This is a genomic window from Nonomuraea sp. NPDC001684 (assembly GCF_053596515.1).
On the sequence record NZ_JBSFGJ010000170.1, the window covers coordinates 1 to 18,765 of the forward strand.

Below are 18,765 nucleotides of genomic sequence, written 5' to 3' on the forward strand. Positions count from 1 at the left end.
CGGGCCGGGGCGGTGCTGCTGGCGTACGCGATGGGCTGGCTGCCCTGGTTCTACTTCGCCATCTCCGAGAACCGCACGATGTTCCTGTTCTACGCGATCCCCATGGTGCCGTTCATGATCCTGGCGCTGACGTTGTGCGCCGGGTTGCTCATCGGGCCCGCCACGCCGACGGAGAGCGGGGCCATGCCGATGCGCCGCACGCTGGGGGCCGCGGTGGTCGGCGCGTACGCGCTGCTGGCACTGATCAACTTCTGGTGGTTGCACCCGATCCTGTCCGCCGAAGTGATCCCGTACACCGAGTGGAAGGCCCGGATGCTGTTCGACAAACGATGGATCTGACCCGGTCACTGTAGGTAAACATCGGTTTCGTAGGGTAGTCGCTGTGCAAGACCCAATACGCACCGCATTCGGTCATCGTCATAGCTGGGTGCGATACGGCAAACTTCGAGGCATGAGTGCACCGGATGTCACCGCCCTTCTCGCCGAGTTGGAGCGATCTCAGCCGGACCTGGCCGAGGAGGCCAGGACCGCCGTCGAATGGTTGACGGGTGGGGAACCGCTGGAGACGGTGACCCAGCTCGACGTCTGCGAGTTCCTCTGGTACACGCTTCCGATCAAGGTGGGCCCGCTCCGGCCCGGAGGCGACCACGAACGCCTGTCCCGCTCACTGGCACGGCTGCTGCAACTCGGCGGCATGGAACGTTACGCCGCCCTGTGCGTGTCCCCCACCACCGCGCAGATCCTGCGCACCTACGCCCAGGAGGGCGAGGACGCCGGCACCAGCGCCTACCAGAAGGCCCTGGAGGCCACGGGCGTGCTCCCGCCCGACGTGCCCGAGCTGCAGTGGAGCATGATCATGGGCCCGGAGGAGCTGGGCGCGCACGTGGCCTGCTCCGCGGCGCTCGAACTGGCGATCGTCGCCGGCGACGACGTCGACCGCGGCGCGCTCACCCGCCGCTGGCTCACCGAGCCCCGCGCCGAGCTGGGCGGCGACAGCTGGCTCAACCGCGTGCACGGCGAACGGCTCAACCGCTGGGTGCTCGGCCGCGGCCCGGCCAGGCGGGAGCTGGCGCAGCCGTTCGAGGTGCGCCTGCACGCGCCGGTGACGCCGCAACCCCTGCCCGCCCTGCGCAAGCTGCTGTCCCTGGCCGCCTCCGAGGGCAGCCTGCCGCTCCGGCTGGCCCCCTCGCCCGCGGCGCTGCGGCTGCGTGAGCTGGCCGAGCGCGAGCTCGGCGCGATCAGCCGCGACGGCGCCCGGCTGGCCATCACCGACTACGGCCGGCACCTGCTGGGCTCGCCGGAGGCCATGTGGGAGGCGGTCACCCGGCTGCTGCTGGCCAGGGGCGAGCACGAGTTCGAGGTCTCGGCCCGCGAGGCCACGCTCATGCTGCTGGCCGACGGCGTCCTGATGTCCCCCGCCCAGCTGCGCGAACGGGTGGCCGAGGTGGTGGGCGGCGAGGGCTGGCACCCGGCCACGAGCCTCGACGACGTCACCGCGCCGGTCGCCGACCTGGTCTCCCAGCTCACCGCGCTGGGCTTGGCCTACAGCGACGACCTGGTCGTCCGGATGGACCGGCCCGGCCAGTACGCGGCCCTGGCCGCGCTGCGCGCCCACGCCCTGCGCCCGCGCAAGTACGTCAGCTCTGGCTGACCGCCTTGACGGCCTGCTTGAACTCGGGGCACTCGACCAGCGGGTCGTGCTCGCACACGGCCGCGTGGCGCAGGCTGTCGCGCAGCCGGGTGAGCTGCCGCACCCGCTGGTCGACCTCGCGTTCCTTGGCGGCCATGCGCTCGCGCAGCCGCGTGTCCGCCGGCCGGGCGCGCAGGAACTCGGCGATCTCCGACAGCGTGAACCCGGCGTCGCGGGCGCAGGTGATCAGCGCCAGCCGGTCGAGCGTCTCGGGCAGGTAGACGCGGCGCAGGCCGTTGCGGCCCTCGGCCTCGATGAGCCCCTTGCGCTCGTAGAAGCGCAGCGCGGACGCGGCCAGCCCGGTACGCCTGGCCACCTCGCCAATGTCGATCAACGTGTCCCGCATGCCCCGGCTCCTCGACTTGAACCACCCTTCAAGCCGGATATTAGCGGAGACCCCCTGAAGAATGGTTACGCAGCGTAGTTACGATGGACACATGGAGCTCTTTCCGGCCATGCCACTCGAAGAGTGGGCCGACACCAAGGAGACCTTCCACCGCTTCGCGCAGATCGTCGGGAAAATCCGGCTGACGGTGAGTAACCGGCGTAACCATTGGTGGCAGGTGCCGTTCCATCTGACCGGGCGCGGCCTGACGACGCGTCCCATGGGCGGGCTCGGCGAGCAGCCGCTGTTCTGCGTGGACTTCGACCTCGTCCGCCACCGCCTGGTGATCGACGTGCTGGACGGCCGCAGCGCGGAGTTCAGCATGATCGGGCTGTCGGTGGCCGCGTTCCAGTCCCGGCTCTTCCAGACGCTGGCCGACCTGGGGATCCGGCCGGAGATCTGGGCGGTGCCGTACGACCTGGACGACGAGACGCCGTTCGCCGAGGACACCCGCCACGCGCACTACGACCCGGTCCTGATCAACCGCTACTGGCGGATCCTGTCGCAGGTGGCGCAGTTGCTCGACCGGTTCGCCGCGGACTTCGGCGGCAAGGTCAGCCCGGTGCACCACTTCTGGCACACGTTCGACATCGCGGTCACCCTCTTCACCGGACGCCCGGCCGACGTGCCGGAGGAGGCCGACCCGGTCACCCGCGAGGCGTACAGCCGGGAGGTGATCAGCGCCGGGTTCTGGTTCGGCGACAAGGAACGGCCCTGGCCGGCGTTCTACTCCTACACCGCTCCCGAGCCGAAGGGGCTGGAGCGGGAGCCGCTGCTGCCCGAGCAGGCCGAGTGGCTGCCCGCGCGCGGCAGCCATCTGGCCGTGCTGCGCTACGACGACGTGCGCGCCATGGGCGATCCGGTGGCGAGCGTGCTGGAGTTCCTGCAGAGCGCCTACCAGGCCGGGGCCAAGCTGACCCACCTGGACGTCGAGGAGCTGGCCTGCCCCGGCGGCATCACCGACCCGTACTACGTGAAGAACCGCCCGGCCTGAACGACGCGAAAGCCCGCCCTCCGGAGAGGGCGGGCTTCCACGTGTGCGTGTACCGGTGTGCAGGTCGCCTCTCGGCGAAAGGCACAACGCGGCTCCAGCCGAACGGTAGTCCGCGAAGGCAATAGGTGAGGCCCGGGGACACTGGACACACCGGCCACGGTTTGTGTAACGGGGGTTCCCCCAGGAACATTCCCCGCGTTCCCCCCGATTCCCCTCAGGTCCGGACGGCGGCCGGCTGCCGGGCCGGCAGCCCGTTCTCGCGGACCAGCAGCAGGACGGCGAAGGCCAGCAGGCCCGCGACACCGCCGGTCCAGGCCACGGTGGAGCCCACGGCCGCCGCACTGACCTGCGCGCCGATGAGCGACTGGGCGCAGGCCAGGCCGAAGGAGCCGCCGAGCTGCTTCGACAACGCCGAACCCGCGGTGGCCGCGCCCATGTCGGCGTGCGGGACGCTGCCCTGCGTGGCGATGGTGAGCCCGCCCATGGCCGGGCCCGTGCCGAGCCCCACGAGCAGCAGCCAGACCCCGACCAGGTACGGCGAGGTGCCCGGCCCGAGCGCGGCGAAGGCGAGCGTGCCGGCGCTGACCAGCGCGGCCCCGGTCAGCAGCACCGGCCTGGTGCGGCCCGACCGCAGCACGAGGACGGCCGTCAGCCGGTTCCCGGCGATCATGCCCACCAGCATCGGGAGCAGCAGCAGGCCGGACACCGTGGCCGAGTAGGCGCGTACGTGCTGGAGGTACAGCGGCAGCAGCACGCCCGCAGGCAGCCCCGCCACCTGGAAGAAGAACCCGCCCGCGAGCAGCGCCGCGTACGTGCGGCGGCGCATCAGCCGCGGCGGCAGCACCGGCGTGTCCGCCCGCCGCTCGACGGGGACGAGCGCGACCAGCAGCGCCACCCCGCCGAGCAGCGAGCCGAGCACGGCAGGGTCGCTCCAGCCGCGGCCGGTGTTGCCCTTGAGGCTCAGGCCGATCAGCACCAGCGACAGGCCCGCGGTGAGCAGCGCGATCCCGGCCGCGTCGAGCCTGCCCGAGGTGCGCGGCGGACGCCGGTCGGGCAGCAGCAGCGCGATCAGCGCGGCCGCGAGCGCCCCGGCGGGCAGGTTGACCAGGAACGCCCAGCGCCAGCCCGCGTGGTCGGCCAGCAGGCCCCCGAGCAGCGGCCCGCCGACCATGCCGACGATCATCATGGCGGCCAGCAGGGTCTGCATGCGGATCAGGCCCTCGCTCCGGTGCGGCGGATGGAGGTCGCGGATCAGGGCCATGCCCAGGGTGAGCAGCGCGCCCGCGCCGACCCCCTGGACGGCCCTGCTGACGATCAGGACCTCCATCGAGCCGGCGAGCCCGCAGGCCAGGGAGCCGGCCAGGAAGATCGCGAGGCCGGAGAGGAGGAGGCGGCGGCGGCCGTACAGGTCGGAGAAGCGGCCGTAGATCGGGACGCTCACCGACGAGGTGAGCAGGTAGGCGGTGATCAGCCAGACGTACCAGGAGGTGGTGCCGCCGACCTGCGCGACGATGCGCGGGAGCGCGGTGCCGACGACGGTGCCGTCGAGCATGCCCAGGAAGGCGCAGCCGAGTAAGGCGAAGGTGGCCGCCGTGCGACGGCGGGGCGCGAGGTCCTCGTAGAGGTCGGTCAAGGGCGTTCGCCCGCCCCGAGCGCGCCGTTCAGGAACAGGTCCACCAGCTCTTCCGAGCCCAGCGGGGACGGGCCGCGGCCGGCCGCCATCACCAGGAACTGGAACGCCTCGGCCAGGCGCTCGGGGGCCAGCCTGAGCCGGTCGCGCTCGGGCTCGAACAGCCCGGCCAGGGCCTCGCGGGAGGCCGCCATCGACTCCTCCCGCCCGGACCCGGGCCGCCCGCCCCCTTCGGCGGCGCGGGGCTCGCCTCCCGGTGCCGGACGGGCCTCGCCTCCGGGTGCGGGGCGGCGCAGGCCGCCCGTGGTGGCGAGGGCGCCCGCGACCGCGCCCATCCTGGCCAGGTAGCCGCGCAGCGCCTCGGCGGCCTCCACCAGCCGGTCGGCCAGCGGCAGGTCGAGGGAGATCGCGGACACGTGGGCGAGGGTGTCGTCGGGGCGCAGCGCCTCGGCCATGCAGGCGGCGAGCAGCGCCTCCTTGTCGCCGAAGGCGCGGAAGATCGTGCCCTCGCCGATGCCGGCCGCGCGGGCGACCTGGGCGGTGGTCACGGAGGTGCCATACTCCACCACCAGGGGGAGGGCGGCCTTCACGATCATCTCGCGGCGTCGTTCCGGGCTCATCGCCGGCGCTCTCCGCCGGCTCGTCTCGTTCGTCATACTGACGACAGTACGGAGTGAGTACTCACTCCGTCAAGGGCATGTGCGTCGCCGTGGCACCATCGAAGGCGTGCCTTTCGCCATGACGACGGGCGGCGTCAAGCTGTCCTACCAGGTCCGCGGCGGCGGCCCCGCGCTCGTGCTGCTCCAGGGCCAGGCCAACGACCACCGCTGGTGGGACCCGGTCCGCGACGACTTCGACCGCGCCCACCGCACGATCACCTTCGACTACCGCGGCACCGGCGACAGCGACAAGCCCGACGAGCCCTACACCACCCGCGGGTTCGCCGAAGACGTGCTGGCCGTGCTCGACGAGCTGGGCGTCGCCCGCGCCGACGTCTACGGCACGTCGATGGGCGGCCGGGTGGCCCAGTGGCTGGCCGCCGACCATCCCGGCCGGGTCGGGGCGCTCGTGCTCGGCTGCACCTCCCCCGGCGGCGTCCACGGCCTCGAACGCGGCCCCGACGTGCGCAGGGCGCTCGCGCAACCCGACCGGGCCGCCGCCGGGCGGGCGCTGCTGGAGCTGATGTACACGCCGGGCTGGCTGGCCACGCATCCGGGGCCGTACCGGACGGTGGGCGATCCGGGCATGCCCGCCCACGCGCGCCGCCGCCACCTGGCCGCCAGCGCCGGGCACGACGCCTGGGCCGTGCTGCCCGCCATCACCGCGCCGACGCTGGTCGTGCACGGCGCCGACGACGTGTTCAACCCGGCCGCCAACGCCCCGCTGCTGGCCGGGCGCGTCCCGGGGGCGGAGCTGCGGCTCATCGAGGGGGCGCGGCACGCCTACTTCGAGGAGTTCCGCGAGGTGGCGAGCCCGCTGGTGCTGGAGTTCCTGGCGCGCTCGCGCGGGTGAGCCGGGCGGCCAGCCCCTGAAGGTGGGCGACGAGCTCGGGCGGCTCGTGCGCCTCGAACTCGCAGCCGAGCGTGATCAGCCGGAAGGCCAGCCAGTCCAGGGTGTCGGCGGAGGCGCGCAGCAGGCAGGTCTCCGCGTCCAGCGGGGTGAGCTCGCCGGGGATCGCGCGGGCCACGACCTCGGCGGGCGCGTGCAGGGTCACCACCGCCTCGTACGTGGGCGCGCCCGAGTAGAGCTTGGCGGCGACGTACGCGGTGGGGTCCGCCGGCTCGGTCGTGGTGATCCGGGCGCCCGTGGCCCGCACGTCGTCCATGCGGTCGACGCGGAACAGCCGCCGGTCGTCCCGGTCGTGGTCGTGGGCCAGCAGGTACCAGCGCCGCCCGGCGGCCACCAGCCGGTACGGGTCCACCAGCCGGGCACTCCGCGCGCCGTCGCCCGCCAGGTACCGGAAGCGCACCCGTTCGCGGTTGGCGACGGCCATGGCCAGCGTCGTGAGCCGGCCCGGATCGACGTCGAACCCCTCGGCGCCGGGCAGCGGGACGGTCGCGGCGCCGAGCGAGGCCACCCGGTGGCGCAGCCGGGACGGCAGCACCTGCTCCAGCTTGGCCAGCGCGCGCACCGACGCCTCCTCGATGCCCTGCACGGGATGCCGGGCCGCGGTGACCAGGCCCACGGCGATGGCGACGGCCTCCTCGTCGTCCAGCAGCAGCGGCGGCATGGCCGCGCCCGCGACCAGCCGGTAGCCGCCGTCCGCGCCCATGGTGGCGACCACCGGGTAGCCGAGGTCGCGCAGCCGCTCGACGTCGCGCCGGACCGTGCGGCGGCTGACCCCGAGCCGCTCGGCCAGCTCGCCGCCCGGCCATTCGCGCGGGGTCTGGAGCAGCGACAGCAGGCTCAGCAACCGCAAGGACGTCATGGTCCAAGAATGCCGCCGATGTAGGACAGTAGTTGACCTACTGGCCTTCTAACGTCGTCTCGACGCACCGATCGAGGAGGCACATCATGACCGTCAACCCTGTCCCCGAGGGCTACACCACCGTGACCCCGTGGATCATCTCGCGCGACACGGCCGGGCTGATCGACTGGCTCAAGACCGCCTTCGACGCCGTCGAACTGGGCCGGATGACCGGCCCGGACGGCGAGGTCCAGCACGCCGAGGCGCGGATCGGGGACGCCGTGGTGATGATGTTCGACGCCCGGCCCGAATGGCCCGCGACGCCCGGCTTCCTCCGCCTGTACGTGCCCGACGCGGAAGCCGTCCACCGCCGCGCGGTCGAGGCGGGCGGCACGTCCGTCACCGACGTCACGCACCTGTTCTTCGGCGACCTCGTCGGCCGGGTCCGCGACCCCTGGGGCAACCTGTGGTGGATCCAGACCCACGTCGAGGACGTCTCCGCCGCGGAGGCGGAGCGCCGCCTGACCGACCCCGGGTTCGTCAGGGCGATGGAATACGTCCAGAGCGCGGAATTCTTCCCCGGGCGGTGAGCGCGGCGATGGCCGGCAGCGGGAAGAGCAGCAGGTAGAGGTTGGGGATCCACCAGGCGGGCGAGAAGTCGCCGCGCAGCGTCCAGAACGCGATCGCCATCAGCCCCGAGGCCGCCGTCAGCACCAGCGAGACCAGCATCAGCGGCTCGCCCGCTGGCGAGCGCCGGCGCAGCAGCCACAGGCTGGTCAGGCCGGTGGCGCTGGCCAGGAGGTCGATCCAGAGGAACGACCAGTTCCAGTCGGCCATCAGCGGATCGGCATAGTCGGCGAACGCCCACTCGGGCGGGATCAGGCCGAGGCCGGTGATCGTGAAGTAGGCCACGAAGCCGACATCCGTCAGCACCATCAATGCCTTAGTCGCGCGCAGCACGGTCGATGGCCTCCATCAGGTAGCGGCGGGTGGGTTCGTGCAGGCCGGGCCCGGGTTCGCCGAGGCCGAGCAGGCGGGCGGCCCACCAGCCGTCCACCGCCAGCCGGACGGCGGTCGCGGCGGCCGGGTCGATGCCGTCGTCGGCCAGCCGGGCCTGCCAGGCGGCGAACCGCTCGCGCAGCGGCTCCAGCCCGGCCGGGTCGACCAGCACGCCCGCCAGCAGGGCGACGGTGACCCGGTCGGCCGGGACGGAGGCGGTGTGCCGTTCGGGGATCGTGGCCCGCACGTACGCCCGCAGGAAGTCGCCCGGCCGGCCGCCCGCCGCCGCCAGCGCCTGGTCGAAGGCGTCGGTCAGCCGCGCGACCATGGCGGCGACCAGGGCCTGCTTGGTCGGGAAGTGGTAGAACAGGCCGCCTTTGGAGACGCCCGCCCGCCGGGCGACCGCCTCCAGCGTCAGCGACTCCGCGCCTTCCGTCAGCAGCACGTCGGCGGCGGCGTCGAGCAGCCGGTCCTTGGAACTGGGTCGTGGCATGGCCATTACTGTACCGGCTGACCGGTATAGTTTCGAGCCGTTCCGTCCCGCGCATAACGTCATCCGACATCCGCACCCAGCCGATCGGAGCGAGCCCATGGATCATGTCGCGCACTTCCACCGCGAGGTGCGGGCGTTCGAGGCGGCCGCGCGGCGGGCGACCGCGGCGGGCGACGCGCCCCTCGTGCCGTCCTGCCCCGGATGGTCGGTCGCCGACCTGGTCATCCACCTCGGCGCGGTGCACCGGCACGTGCACGCCGTCATCGACGAGCGCCTTCCCGGGCTGCCCGACCCCGCCGACGTCGCCGTCCTCGGCCTGCCGGCGGACTTCGGCGACTGGCCCCATCCCGACCGCGCGCCCAACACCGGGCCGGTGCCCCCGGCCGTCCTCGACTGGTTCGCCGAGGGCGCCGCGCGGCTCGGCGCGCGCTTCTCCGCCGCCTCCCCCGACGCCCCCGCCTGGACGTGGTCCGCCGAGCAGACCGTCGGGTTCTGGCAGCGCATGCAGGCCATCGAGGCGGCCGTCCACCGATGGGACGCCGAGAACGCGCTCGGCACGGCCGCCCCGATCGACGCCGCGTTCGCCGCCGACGCCGTCACCCAGGTCTTCGAGGTGATGGCCCCGGCCCGCAGGTCCTGGACGCAGGCCCCGCCCGGCGCGGGCGAGCGCTACCTGTTCCGCCAGAGCGACGGGCCGGGGGTGTGGGCGGTGTGCTTCGACGGCGACGACGTCCGGCTCACCGGCGACTCGACGGGTGCGGTCGAGGTCGCCGGAACGGCCTCCGACCTGCTGCTGCACCTGTGGCACCGGCTGCCCGCCGACCGGCTCGACGTCCGCGGCGACCGGGCCCTGCTCGACCGCTACTTCACGCTCGTCCCGCCGGTGTGAGCCTGCCGCGGCCTCACGCCTCCCCGCCGAGGCGCTCGACCACCACCCCGCCCGGATGCAGCGGCAGGCGACGCCCCGACACGCGGTGCAACGGCAGCCGGACGAGCACCGGATCGGCCAGCTCCGGCCAGGGCGCGCCGGTCAGCCGCTCCAGCCGCTCGGCCTCCTCCTGATCCCGGACGACCTCCGCGACGCCGGTCACCAGCACGCTCCACCCGGTGCGCATGGCCGGCTCCATGTCGTCGATCTCGAACGCCATCGGCACACGGTGCTCGATCGCCTCCAGGATGCGGCCGGGCGGGATCCGGAACACGACGGTCTCGGCGTCGAGCGTGAAGTTCACCGGCAGCACGATGATCGTGCCGCCCGGCCGCGCCCACGCCACCCGGCCCACGGGAACCGTGGACAGCAGCGTCAGGCACTCCTCGCGACTCATCGTCCGGATGGCCCCCAGATCCATGCCGTCCATCCTCTCACCTGGGCGGACGCTTCCCTTCGGCAGGCTCGCGGGCGGTGGCGAGCATGGAGTCGAGCGCCTTCCGCGAGGCCGCCAGGCGGCTGATCTCGCCGCTGATGCGGGCGCGCTCGCGGTTGAGGTTGTCCATCATCTCGGGGCAGGAGGAGGGCACCATGTCGGCGCCGTCGTCGTGGACGCAGTGCAGCACCCTGGTGATGACCGACGTGGGCAGCCCGGCTTCGAGCAGCGCGCGGATGTGGCGCACCTCCGCGACGTCGGTCTCGGCGTACTCGCGGTAGCCGTTCGGCCGGCGCAGCGGTTTGAGCAGGCCCTGGTCCTCGTAGTAGCGCAGCAGCCTGCGGCTCACTCCGGTCTGCCGGGCGAGATCGCCGATTCGCATGGAACCTCCGGGTTGACCTTCACATGGATGTGACCCTTTATCGTCCCCATTGTCGCCACTACAGATGGGAGATGAAGGTGTCCGGAGCAGTGATCATCGCAGCGGGGCCGGGGATCGGGCAGGCGGTGGCGCGCCGGTTCGCCGCCGAGGGACTGCCGGTCGGCCTGATCGCGCGCAGCGCGCGGACGGTGGAGTCGGCCGCGGCGTCTCTCTCCTCCTACGGGGTGCCGGTCGCCACGGCGGTCGCCGACAGCACCGACGAGGACGCGTTGCGCGCCGCGCTCGACAAGACGGCCGCCGAGCTGGGCCTGCCCGACGTCGTGGTGTACAACGCCGCGATCGTCCAGGCCGACCGGCCCGGGGAGCTGCCGGCGCGGGCCCAGCTCGACGCGTACGCGGTCAACGTCGTCGGGGCGCTCACCGCCGCCGCCCACGTGGCGCCGGGGATGGCCGGGCGCGGCGGCGGCACGTTCATCGTCACCGGCGGCATGCCGCATCCCAAGCCGGACTACGTGAGCCTGTCACTGGGCAAGGCCGGCGTACGGACCCTGGTGACCCTGCTCGACCAGGAGTACGGCGCGGACGGCGTGCACGTGGCCAGCGTCACGGTGGCCGGCGTGGTCGCCCCCGGCACCGCCTTCGACCCCGACGACATCGCCGAGCACTACTGGCGCCTGCACACCCAGCCCCGCGACCAGTGGGAACACGAGGCCCAGCACCTCGGCACCTGACCCCTCACCAGGCGGCGACCGGCGACTCGCCCTCGCCCGAGCGCTCGCCCGCGTCGATCGGGACCGACGTGGCGGACCCGTCGGCGAGGTCGACCCGGTGCGCCCGCCATCCGTCCGTGTACAGCAGTTGCCTGCCGGTCCCGTCGATGCTGAAGCGAAGGCCCAGCGAGGCTCCCCGCGGCAGGGTCAGCCGCGCCACCACCTGGGGCCGGCCGCCCCCGATCGGCACCCGCTCGACGTCGTGACCGGCGGAGTAGAGCAGGGCGCCCCCGTCGGGTGTGAAGGCCACCGACTGGGGGATCCACACCGCCCTGTCCGGCCTGACCGGCCGCCACGCGGCGATCAGATCGGTGCCCGCGTTCCCCAGGTCGAGCACGCTGAGGCCCCCTCGGCCCAGCACCGTGGCCACCCGCCGCCCGTCGGGGGCCCAGGCCAGGCCCATGACGGCGGTGCTCTCCCGGGTGACCCAGTCCCGCCGCCGCCCGGTGGCCAGATCGAGGACCGCCACCTTGGTCCCGCCGCCGATGAGCGTGACGGTGTAGGCGAGCCTGGTGCCGTCCTGGCTGAGCGCCATCGCGGTCACCTGGTCTGGCTCGGGTTCCAGGTCGGGCACGAGCTCCGGCTCGCCGGGCCGTCCCTTCTCGTCGAGACGGATGCGGAAGAGCCGGAGGGGCGTGTCCAGCCCCGTCCATCCGGCCAGCACGAACGTGCGGTTGTCGGGGGCGGCGGCGACGAGCTGCCAGGACGAGCGCACCCCGGGCGGCAGCGGCACGGCCGCCACGAAGGCGCCCGTCACGGCGTCGTTCACGGCGGGCGGCACCGGCGTGGCGGTTGCCGTCTTGGACGAGTCCGCGAAGGAGAAGATCGGCGTCCGGGCGGTGACGAAGAAGCGCGGCGGCCCGGACGCCGTCAGGGGCTTGCCCGTCGCCATGGGCTCGGCCAGGGAGGTCGCCGGAACCAACGGCGGCGGCCGGAAGTACGACGGCGACGGAGTCCCGCCCGGCATCGCCGGAGAGTCCGTGGCGACGCGCGGCATGGCCGGCGCCAGGCTGGACGACGGCGGCGCGGACGCGTCGTTCATCAGGGACACCCGCTGGGTCGCCGGGTCGGCGCAACCGCCGGTCAGCGTGAGCACGATCAGGCCCGCTAAGGCCACCTCCGTACGGGATCGCATGCCTCGATCGTGCCACAGCCGCCGCCTATCCGGCGGGCGGGCCGGCGGCGATCGCCACCCGGTTCCAGACGTTGATGGCGGCGATCGTCCACAGCAGGTGGGCCAGGGCGGTCTCGTCGAAGTGCTCGCGGGCCGCGTCGAACACCTCCTCCGGCACCCCGGCCTCGGCGATCCTGGTCATCGACTCGGTGAGCGCCAGCGCCGCGCGTTCGGGCCCGGTGAACAGGGTGCTGTCGCGCCAGAGGGCGAGGCTGTGCAGGCGTTCGGCGTCCTCGCCCGCCTCCAGGGCGGCGCGGGTGTGCATGCCGAGGCAGACCGCGCAGCCGTTGAGCTGCGAGGCCCGCACCCGGACCAGCTCGGCGAGCGCGGGATCGAGCTCCCGGCTCGCGGCGGCGTCGAAGCGGGCCATCGCGGAGTGCACGCCGGGCGCGGCGCCGTGCAGGTCGATGCGCATCACGCCACCTCCAGGGGACGGCGGCCCTGCACGGAGTAGGTCACGCACGAGGTGGCGCGGAAGTCCGGATGGGCCAGCAGCGCGCGCACGTCGGCGAGCTGCCGGTCGGTCAGGCCCTCCTCGGCGAACCGGTCGCGCAGGTGCCTGGTGTGGTGGGCGACCAGCCGCGCCCCGGGCGAGCGCGCGTCCCACAACTCCACCCGGGGCCTGGGGTCGACGCCGGTCAGCCCGGCCCGCCGCATCGCCGCCGCCGCGTGACGTCCCCAGGCCACGTCCACCCCGGCGCGCGTCATCACGCGGATCTTGGCCTGCATGAACGTCTCGTAGAGCTCGGCCGAGGCCGGGTCGGGCATCAGCAGCCCGGGGCCGTAGGTGATGTCGAACTCGTCGAGCTGCAGCACGCCACCCGGCTTGAGCGCCCGGACGAGCCGGTCCAGCACGGCCAGCCGCTCCGGCAGGAGCAGCAGCACCAGCCGGGCGTGCACCACGTCGAACGCGGCCTCCGGCAGCGGGTCGCGGACGATGTCGTGCCTGACCACCTCCAGCCGGGGGGCCACGGGCTCGAAGGCGGGCTCGATGTCGGTGGCCAGCACGCTCCCGGCCGATCCGACGCGGCGGGCCAGCCACTCCGCCACGCTGCCGCCGCCCGCGCCCACCTCCAGGCACCGCATGCCGGGCCCGACGCCCGCCTCGGCCAGGCGTTCGATGGTCATCGGGTCGTAGGCCAGCTCCAGGCAGCGGTGCTGCTCGGCGACGTGGTCGCGGCGCTCGCCGAACACGTAGGCGGTCCGGCTCATCGGCCGCTCCTCATCGGGCTGCGCGGGACGGGCACCGCCGACTGCGCGGCCAGGCGGGTGAGGGTGGCGGCGCAGACCTTGCCGGTCGGGCCGAGCGGCAGTTCGGGCAGCCAGAGGAACCGTTCGGGAAGTTTGCGCCGGTCCAGGCCGCGTTCCTCGCGCAGGTAGACGATCAGCTCGGCCGGGGACGGCGGTCTCGCGCCGGGCCGCGGCGACACGCAGGCGCACATGCGCTCCCCCAGGTCGTCGTCCGGCACCGGGACGCAGAAGGCGTCGGCGACGTCGGGATGGGCGCTGAGCTCGCGCTCGACCTCGGCCGGGGAGATGCTGAGGCCGCCGCGCATCACGACGCGCTTGATCCGGTCGAGGACCCACAGCGTGCCGTCGGGGTCGAGGCGGCCCAGGTCGCCGGTGCGGACCCAGCCGCCGGGGGCGCGGTAGCGGTCGTCCAGGTCGGGGGCGGCGACGTAGCACAGGGGGGTCATCGGGCCGAGGGCCCAGATCTCGCCCGGCTCGCCCGGCGGCACCGGCTCGCCCTCGGCGTCCCGGATCGTGATCTCGGCGACGGCGGGGTCCGGGCTTCCGGCCAGGCCGGAGGCCCACCGGTCCGGGGCGCGGCCGGTGTGGCAGTTGACGCCGTCGGTGGAGCCGTACACGTTGACGAGCGGCACGCCGAACCGGCGGGCGCACGCCTGCCTGGCCTCGCCGTGCAGGGGCTGGGCGCTGCTGACGACGCGGCGCAGCGACGACAGGTCGGCCTCGGCCGCCGAGTCGGCCATGCGGCGCAACATCGTCGGGACGCCGTACAGGTGGGTGGGACGGTGCCGCTCGACGGCGCGCAACGCGTCGGCGGCGTCGAATCGGGCGCGCAGGATCAGCGTGCCGCCGTGCCGGGCCAGCAGGACGGAGGTGCCGCAGGAGCCGTACGAGGAGGCCAGCGAGACCAGCAGCAGGTTGCGCGTGGGCCCGTCCTCGCCCAGCACGGCCCGCAGGTAGGCGCCCCGGCCGCCGGCCATGGCGTTGTGGGAGTAGGCGACCATCTTCGGCTCGGACTCGGTGCCGGAGGAGAGCAGGATCCGGGCGGGCCGCTCGGCGTCCGGGCACGCGGGCCGCCACGCGCGGACGTCCGGCTCGGCCACCTCGTCGAGCGATCGGGCGCCGGGCGTGGGCGGGCCGAACGTCCACGTCTGCTCCAGGTACGGCAGCCCGGCCCGCAGCCCCAGGGCCAGCTCGGGCACGGTGATCAGCGCGGCCGCCCGGGACCGGTTCAGCAGGCCCGCGATGTCGCGCCGTCCCCGCGTGTGCGGGATGGGCAGGGCCACCGCGCCGACGGCGGCCACCGCCAGCTCGGCCACCACCGCGTCGCGCCCGTTGGGCAGCAGGACGGCGATGATGTCGGCCGTTCCCCGCCCGGCGGCGGCCAGTGCGGCCGCGGCCCGGCGCACGCGGGCGTCCAGCGCGGCGAAGTCGAGCGAGCCGGTCTCGTCGGCGACCGCCTCACGCTCCGGCGTGCGGCGCACGTGCCGGCTGAACAGGCTGTACAGGTCCAGGCCGGGGCACAGGCCGCGGGCGGTCCACGCCGCGCGCACGTCCGCGGGCACGCGGTCGGCCAGGACGATCCCGTTGGCCGACGTCCAGGGCAGGGGGTCGGTACGCATTCAGAGGGCCTCCTCGTGGTGGGGGGCTGGCACGAACGTCCAAGGGGCACGGCTGTAGGCGGCTTGCGGGGTACGGTCGAGCACCCGGTGGAACGCCGGGTCGTCGGCCATGGCGGCCAGATCCGTCACGGGCGCGGCCTCCCGGCTCCCCGGCGGCGTCCCGGGCGGGGTGGCGCGCAGCAGGCGGGCCGCGTCGATGAGCGCCGTCCCGGCACGGACGCCGACGCCGGTGCGGGCGCGCGCCACCAGCGCCGCGACGACGGCTTCCGCGCTGATCAGCGCGCCCAGCACGTCGGTCAGCGTCATCAGGGACGGCGCGGGCTGCTCGCCGGGCCCGGCCAGCCGCGCCGCCACCCCGCTGTAGGCCTGCACCAGGTAGTCGGTGCCCATGGGCTGCGGCGGGGGCAGCGCCTCGGCCCACCCCCCGGCCTGCGCGTACACCAGGGACGGCCGGACGGGCGCGAGATCGTCGTGGTCCAGCCCGTACGAGCAGGCCCGTCCGGGCGGCCAGTTGTGCAGGAACACGTGGGCGCAGGCGATCAGGCGCAGGGCGGCCCGGCGTCCGGCGGCGGACTTGAGGTCGGCTTCGAGGGCGCGTTTGCCGCGGTTGAGCGCGAGGAACCGGGCCGAGGTCGGCCCCGCCATCGGCGGCACGCCGCGCAGCGGGTCCCCGCCGGGCGGCTCAAGGCGCACGACGTCCGCGCCGAGCAGGCCGAGCACGTGTCCGGCCAGCGGCCCCTGCACCCGGTTGGTGGACTCCACGACGAGCAGCCCGGCCAGCGGGCCCCGGGCGTCCCGGGCGAGCGGCGGCAGGCCGGCCGGCTCCCCGGCGGCGGCCTCGGCGGCGTGCTCGGTCAGCGCCCGCAGCCGCCACGGCGAGGCGGGCGGGGGCGCCAGCGGCGCGTCCGCGTCCCGTACGGGCAGCACGCTGACGCCGGCGTCCGCGGCGGCCGCCACGACGTCCCGGTATCCGGCGGCGGCGGCCGTCCGGCCCAGCCCGGCCGGCAGCGTGCAGGTCGCCGTCGCGAACCGCTGCTGGAACGGCGGCCAGCCCGCCGCCGCGGCCCTCGGCTCGGCGCCAAGCAGGTCCCAGAACCGCCGCCAGCACTCCGCGTCGAACGTCTCGATCTCGAACCGCACCCCGTCCGCCGACCGGAACGGCGGCACCCGCCCCGCTCCCGGGGACGGCACGCGTCCGGCGGAGAGGGGCGGGTCGAAGCGTTCACAGGTGGCGACGGCGATGTACTGGGTGAGCGCGAGCAGCGCCGCCTGCGCCACGGACGTGCGCGCCGCCAGCGCGGGCCCGCCCCGCAGCAGGGCGAGCAGGACCGCCGTGAGCGCCTGGGCGGTGAGCACCCCCGCGCACACCGACGCGTAGTCCAGGCACAGCGCCCTCGGCCCGCCGGCGGCCCGCCCGTGCACGTGGGCGATCCCGCAGGCCGCCTGCACGTCGCGCTCGCCCTCCATCGGCACCCCGACCGGCCCCGACCAGCCGATCCCGCACTCCGGCAGGGCCTCCCCCGGCCTGCCGAACGGCGCGGAGGCGACCCCCAGCCACCCGGCGGGCGACCCGTCCGGCGGCGGCGCGCCGTCGAACCGGACCTCGCAGCCCAGCGCGCACAACCGCTGGACGGCCACCCGCAACGCCACCGACTCGCCGCGCGCCCGCACGACCACGCCCGCCAGCGGCCAGGCGACCGCCTCCCGCTCGGCGACGGACCGGCCGGCGGCCCGCGTCCCCGGCGTCACGTCCACCGCCCGGTGCCGTACGTGTCGGGGGTCTCGCCCAGCAGCTCGCGCAGCGCCGTTCTGCGGACCTTGCCCGTGCCGGTGCGGGGGACCTGGTCCCAGGTGATCACCACGGGGTCGGCCAGCTCGGGCAGGTCGGCGACGGCCCGCCGCCACGCGTCGCGGTCGAGGCCGCCGTCCTCGGTGACCACGACCGGCAGGGACGGCCGTCCGGGAACGCCCAGGATCACGCACTCCAGCACTTCGGGCAGCCGGTCGTCGATCACGTCCTCCAGCTCCACGCAGCTCGCGCCGGGGATCGTGTCGGTCTCCCGGTCCACGAACCGCACCCGGCCGGTACGGCTGAGCGACCCGACGTCCCCGGTGTGCCACCACCCTCCGAGCCGTTTGCCCTGCCACCGTTCCTGCTCGCCGACGTACCCGAGGCACAGGGCCTTGGTGCGGCAGACCACGAGCCCGCTCGCGCCGCGCGGCAGCGGACGCAACGTCTCGCGGTCCACCACCCGCAGCCGGGTCCGCGTGGGCACCGGACGTCCGAGGTCGCGCGTGGTGGGGTGGCGGCTGTCGCCGTCCGCCATGGATCGGCGGGTGAGCAGGCGGAAGGTCAGCGGCCCGGTCTCGCTCTGCCCCCAGCCCTGCATCCACACCGGCCGCCGGCGCCGGGTGGCGTTCAGGAAGGCGCGCACGGTGGGCGGGTGCACGGCGTCGAACGTGCTGATGTACAGGCGCACCCGCGTGAACGGGCCGGCCTCGCCGAGCGCGCGCCGCTGCCACCGCACGTACGTGGCCGGCAGCGCCTCCAGCGTCGTGGGCCGGTGCCGGGCCAGGAACGGGCCGGCCTCCTCCCAGCCGGGCGCGGAGACGGCCAGCACCTTGGCGGGGCCGAGCCACAACACGCTCGCGGTCCAGGCCAGGGCCCGCCCGTGGGCGAAGGAGATGGCGCTCGCCACGACGTCGTCGGGACGGCTGCCCAGCACCGGCCACCGGTGGGCCTCGAACCCGGCCAGCCGGCGCAGCAGCGTACGGGTGGAGTGCACGACGAGTTTGGGCACCCCGGTCGTCCCCGAGGTGTGCATGACGGCCAGCGGGTCGTCGAGGGCGGGCCGGTGCACCGGCGGCACGGCCCAGCCGCGGACGTCGTCCAGCGACAGCAGCCCCTTCGCCGTGCCGTCGAGGACCAGGGTGCGCGGCGCCTGGAAGGCCACGCCGGGCCGGGCGGCGAGGGCGGCGTCGGTGACGAGGAGCGCGGGCTCCAGCCGTTTGAGCAGGATCTCCAGCACGTCGGGCGGCAGGTCGGCGGACAGTGTGGCGGGCACCGCCCCGATGCGCGCGGCGGCGCAGGACAGCAGCACGTAGTCCCAGTGGTTGCGCTTGACGACGGCGACCCGGTCACCCCGGCGCGCGCCGGCGGCGGCCAGCCAGCCGGCCGCCTCCCTGACCAGCTCGGCCAGGTCCGGCAGGTCGAGGTCGGTGCCCAGGTGGGGGGCGATGTCCAGGGGACGGCTCACGTGCACGCCGGTCCCGCGTCCGCGATCGGCGAGGTCGTCGAAAAGGGTGCCCAACTCGATGGGCCGGGTGAAGAAGGCCATCTGATTTCTCTCCATGCGCGTACGTCGTTGAAAAACGGGCGGACGGCGGGCGGGCGGCTACGACAGGCGGGCGAGCACCCGCGCGGCGGCCTGTTCCCCCGCCGCGACCGCGCCCTCGCTGCACGGCCGCAGGGCGACCCAGTCGCCGGCGTAGTCGACCGCCGCCCCGGGACGTCCCTCGAACGCCGCCCGCAGCGCCAGCGCCCGCGGCGTCGCCTCCGGCAGCCCGTGCGGGAAGCGGTGCACGTGGAAGCGGGCCACCCGGCCGG

20 protein-coding genes and 2 pseudogenes are annotated in these 18,765 nt (G+C 74.6%); 7 read left to right on the forward strand and 15 right to left on the reverse strand.

Going from position 1 to position 18,765, the window contains the following annotated elements; all coding sequences use genetic code 11:
* Both ACWCSD_RS26765 and ACWCSD_RS26770 read left to right on the forward strand, forming a co-directional pair.
* Positions 1–339, forward strand: a pseudogene (locus ACWCSD_RS26765) (phospholipid carrier-dependent glycosyltransferase); the annotation flags it as partial.
* A 112-nt stretch (positions 340–451) separates the two neighbouring features.
* Positions 452–1,651, forward strand: a complete 1,200-nt coding sequence (locus tag ACWCSD_RS26770; protein WP_358300844.1) for a hypothetical protein — start codon at positions 452–454, stop codon at positions 1,649–1,651.
* Here the strand turns inward: ACWCSD_RS26770 and ACWCSD_RS26775 are convergent.
* Positions 1,638–2,036 (reverse strand): MerR family transcriptional regulator, encoded by a 399-nt coding sequence (locus ACWCSD_RS26775; RefSeq protein WP_352326258.1) that lies wholly within the window; start codon positions 2,034–2,036, stop codon positions 1,638–1,640. The two genes, ACWCSD_RS26770 and ACWCSD_RS26775, sit on opposite strands and share 14 nt — an antisense overlap.
* A 91-nt stretch (positions 2,037–2,127) precedes the next feature.
* On the opposite strand from ACWCSD_RS26775, the gene ACWCSD_RS26780 reads away from it, so the two are divergent.
* Complete coding sequence (locus ACWCSD_RS26780; RefSeq protein ID WP_364341228.1) at positions 2,128–3,069, forward strand: DUF5996 family protein; 942 nt, start codon at positions 2,128–2,130, stop codon at positions 3,067–3,069.
* A gap of 214 nt (positions 3,070–3,283) precedes the next feature.
* Here the strand turns inward: ACWCSD_RS26780 and ACWCSD_RS26785 are convergent, their stop codons facing one another.
* A complete protein-coding gene (locus ACWCSD_RS26785; protein WP_449918829.1) occupies positions 3,284–4,702 on the reverse strand; it encodes an MFS transporter in 1,419 nt (472 codons plus the stop codon).
* The gene (locus ACWCSD_RS26790) at positions 4,699–5,355 is read right to left on the reverse strand and encodes a TetR/AcrR family transcriptional regulator (protein ID WP_387676845.1); all 657 of its coding nucleotides are present in this window, start codon (positions 5,353–5,355) and stop codon (positions 4,699–4,701) included. The genes ACWCSD_RS26785 and ACWCSD_RS26790 overlap by 4 nt, the downstream gene beginning before the upstream one ends.
* Before the next feature lie 70 nt (positions 5,356–5,425).
* Here ACWCSD_RS26790 and ACWCSD_RS26795 point away from each other — a divergent pair, with 70 nt between their 5' ends.
* Positions 5,426–6,211, forward strand: coding sequence for an alpha/beta fold hydrolase (locus ACWCSD_RS26795; protein WP_449918831.1), 786 nt, complete (start codon positions 5,426–5,428; stop codon positions 6,209–6,211).
* Here ACWCSD_RS26795 and ACWCSD_RS26800 read toward each other — a convergent pair.
* Positions 6,120–7,127, reverse strand: a complete 1,008-nt coding sequence (locus tag ACWCSD_RS26800; RefSeq protein WP_449918833.1) for a helix-turn-helix transcriptional regulator — start codon at positions 7,125–7,127, stop codon at positions 6,120–6,122. The genes ACWCSD_RS26795 and ACWCSD_RS26800 overlap by 92 nt on opposite strands.
* 86 nt (positions 7,128–7,213) lie before the next feature.
* Between ACWCSD_RS26800 and ACWCSD_RS26805 the strand changes: the two genes are divergently transcribed.
* A complete protein-coding gene (locus tag ACWCSD_RS26805; protein WP_449918836.1) occupies positions 7,214–7,696 on the forward strand; it encodes a VOC family protein in 483 nt (160 codons plus the stop codon).
* Here ACWCSD_RS26805 and ACWCSD_RS26810 read toward each other — a convergent pair.
* Both ACWCSD_RS26810 and ACWCSD_RS26815 read right to left on the reverse strand, forming a co-directional pair.
* The gene (locus ACWCSD_RS26810) at positions 7,647–8,066 is read right to left on the reverse strand and encodes a DUF5360 family protein (protein ID WP_352353063.1); all 420 of its coding nucleotides are present in this window, start codon (positions 8,064–8,066) and stop codon (positions 7,647–7,649) included. The genes ACWCSD_RS26805 and ACWCSD_RS26810 overlap by 50 nt on opposite strands.
* Complete coding sequence (locus ACWCSD_RS26815) at positions 8,050–8,598, reverse strand: TetR/AcrR family transcriptional regulator (RefSeq protein ID WP_352326247.1); 549 nt, start codon at positions 8,596–8,598, stop codon at positions 8,050–8,052. The genes ACWCSD_RS26810 and ACWCSD_RS26815 overlap by 17 nt, the downstream gene beginning before the upstream one ends.
* Positions 8,599–8,695: 97 nt before the next feature.
* Between ACWCSD_RS26815 and ACWCSD_RS26820 the strand changes: the two genes are divergently transcribed.
* Positions 8,696–9,487 (forward strand): maleylpyruvate isomerase N-terminal domain-containing protein, encoded by a 792-nt coding sequence (locus tag ACWCSD_RS26820; protein WP_449918839.1) that lies wholly within the window; start codon positions 8,696–8,698, stop codon positions 9,485–9,487.
* 13 nt (positions 9,488–9,500) lie between these two features.
* Here ACWCSD_RS26820 and ACWCSD_RS26825 read toward each other — a convergent pair whose 3' ends face one another.
* Both ACWCSD_RS26825 and ACWCSD_RS26830 read right to left on the reverse strand, forming a co-directional pair.
* On the reverse strand, positions 9,501–9,956 hold the full coding sequence (locus ACWCSD_RS26825) for a pyridoxamine 5'-phosphate oxidase family protein (RefSeq protein WP_449918841.1): 456 nt from the start codon (positions 9,954–9,956) through the stop codon (positions 9,501–9,503).
* A gap of 4 nt (positions 9,957–9,960) precedes the next feature.
* The gene (locus ACWCSD_RS26830) at positions 9,961–10,344 is read right to left on the reverse strand and encodes a MerR family transcriptional regulator (protein ID WP_397161467.1); all 384 of its coding nucleotides are present in this window, start codon (positions 10,342–10,344) and stop codon (positions 9,961–9,963) included.
* A gap of 89 nt (positions 10,345–10,433) precedes the next feature.
* Here ACWCSD_RS26830 and ACWCSD_RS26835 point away from each other — a divergent pair, with 89 nt between their 5' ends.
* Positions 10,434–11,075 (forward strand): SDR family NAD(P)-dependent oxidoreductase, encoded by a 642-nt coding sequence (locus tag ACWCSD_RS26835; protein ID WP_449918843.1) that lies wholly within the window; start codon positions 10,434–10,436, stop codon positions 11,073–11,075.
* Between the two features lie 4 nt (positions 11,076–11,079).
* On the opposite strand, the gene ACWCSD_RS26840 is transcribed toward ACWCSD_RS26835, so the two are convergent.
* The 7 genes and pseudogenes from ACWCSD_RS26840 to ACWCSD_RS26870 all read right to left on the reverse strand — a co-directional run.
* Positions 11,080–12,249 carry a hypothetical protein gene (locus ACWCSD_RS26840; protein ID WP_449918845.1) on the reverse strand — a complete coding sequence of 390 codons (1,170 nt, stop codon included), beginning with the start codon at positions 12,247–12,249 and terminating at the stop codon, positions 11,080–11,082.
* Positions 12,250–12,274: 25 nt separating this feature from the next.
* On the reverse strand, positions 12,275–12,703 hold the full coding sequence (locus tag ACWCSD_RS26845) for a carboxymuconolactone decarboxylase family protein (protein WP_397161473.1): 429 nt from the start codon (positions 12,701–12,703) through the stop codon (positions 12,275–12,277).
* Positions 12,703–13,500, reverse strand: coding sequence for a class I SAM-dependent methyltransferase (locus tag ACWCSD_RS26850; protein WP_449918848.1), 798 nt, complete (start codon positions 13,498–13,500; stop codon positions 12,703–12,705). Before ACWCSD_RS26850 ends, ACWCSD_RS26845 begins: the two co-directional genes overlap by 1 nt.
* Positions 13,497–15,158, reverse strand: coding sequence for a class I adenylate-forming enzyme family protein (locus ACWCSD_RS26855; protein WP_449918850.1), 1,662 nt, complete (start codon positions 15,156–15,158; stop codon positions 13,497–13,499). Before ACWCSD_RS26855 ends, ACWCSD_RS26850 begins: the two co-directional genes overlap by 4 nt.
* Positions 15,159–16,913 (reverse strand): CoA transferase, encoded by a 1,755-nt coding sequence (locus ACWCSD_RS26860; RefSeq protein WP_449918852.1) that lies wholly within the window; start codon positions 16,911–16,913, stop codon positions 15,159–15,161.
* Entirely contained in the window at positions 16,904–18,511 is a 1,608-nt protein-coding gene (locus ACWCSD_RS26865) for a class I adenylate-forming enzyme family protein (RefSeq protein WP_397161481.1), read from the reverse strand. Before ACWCSD_RS26865 ends, ACWCSD_RS26860 begins: the two co-directional genes overlap by 10 nt.
* A gap of 42 nt (positions 18,512–18,553) precedes the next feature.
* A pseudogene (locus ACWCSD_RS26870) lies at positions 18,554–18,765 on the reverse strand (amine oxidase); the annotation flags it as partial.

What these genes read in the sequence shown, in the direction of transcription:
- ACWCSD_RS26830 (WP_397161467.1), bottom strand. Translation starts at nt 10,344, where the DNA reads ATGCGAATCGGCGATCTCGCCCGGCAGACCGGAGTGAGCCGCAGGCTG.
- ACWCSD_RS26780 (WP_364341228.1), top strand. Translation starts at nt 2,128, where the DNA reads ATGGAGCTCTTTCCGGCCATGCCACTCGAAGAGTGGGCCGACACCAAG.
- ACWCSD_RS26845 (WP_397161473.1), bottom strand. Translation starts at nt 12,703, where the DNA reads ATGCGCATCGACCTGCACGGCGCCGCGCCCGGCGTGCACTCCGCGATG.
- ACWCSD_RS26825 (WP_449918841.1), bottom strand. Translation starts at nt 9,956, where the DNA reads ATGGACGGCATGGATCTGGGGGCCATCCGGACGATGAGTCGCGAGGAG.
- ACWCSD_RS26840 (WP_449918845.1), bottom strand. Translation starts at nt 12,249, where the DNA reads ATGCGATCCCGTACGGAGGTGGCCTTAGCGGGCCTGATCGTGCTCACG.
- ACWCSD_RS26800 (WP_449918833.1), bottom strand. Translation starts at nt 7,127, where the DNA reads ATGACGTCCTTGCGGTTGCTGAGCCTGCTGTCGCTGCTCCAGACCCCG.
- ACWCSD_RS26815 (WP_352326247.1), bottom strand. Translation starts at nt 8,598, where the DNA reads ATGCCACGACCCAGTTCCAAGGACCGGCTGCTCGACGCCGCCGCCGAC.
- ACWCSD_RS26855 (WP_449918850.1), bottom strand. Translation starts at nt 15,158, where the DNA reads ATGCGTACCGACCCCCTGCCCTGGACGTCGGCCAACGGGATCGTCCTG.
- ACWCSD_RS26820 (WP_449918839.1), top strand. Translation starts at nt 8,696, where the DNA reads ATGGATCATGTCGCGCACTTCCACCGCGAGGTGCGGGCGTTCGAGGCG.
- ACWCSD_RS26850 (WP_449918848.1), bottom strand. Translation starts at nt 13,500, where the DNA reads ATGAGCCGGACCGCCTACGTGTTCGGCGAGCGCCGCGACCACGTCGCC.
- ACWCSD_RS26805 (WP_449918836.1), top strand. Translation starts at nt 7,214, where the DNA reads ATGACCGTCAACCCTGTCCCCGAGGGCTACACCACCGTGACCCCGTGG.
- ACWCSD_RS26775 (WP_352326258.1), bottom strand. Translation starts at nt 2,036, where the DNA reads ATGCGGGACACGTTGATCGACATTGGCGAGGTGGCCAGGCGTACCGGG.
- ACWCSD_RS26790 (WP_387676845.1), bottom strand. Translation starts at nt 5,355, where the DNA reads ATGACGAACGAGACGAGCCGGCGGAGAGCGCCGGCGATGAGCCCGGAA.
- ACWCSD_RS26770 (WP_358300844.1), top strand. Translation starts at nt 452, where the DNA reads ATGAGTGCACCGGATGTCACCGCCCTTCTCGCCGAGTTGGAGCGATCT.
- ACWCSD_RS26865 (WP_397161481.1), bottom strand. Translation starts at nt 18,511, where the DNA reads ATGGAGAGAAATCAGATGGCCTTCTTCACCCGGCCCATCGAGTTGGGC.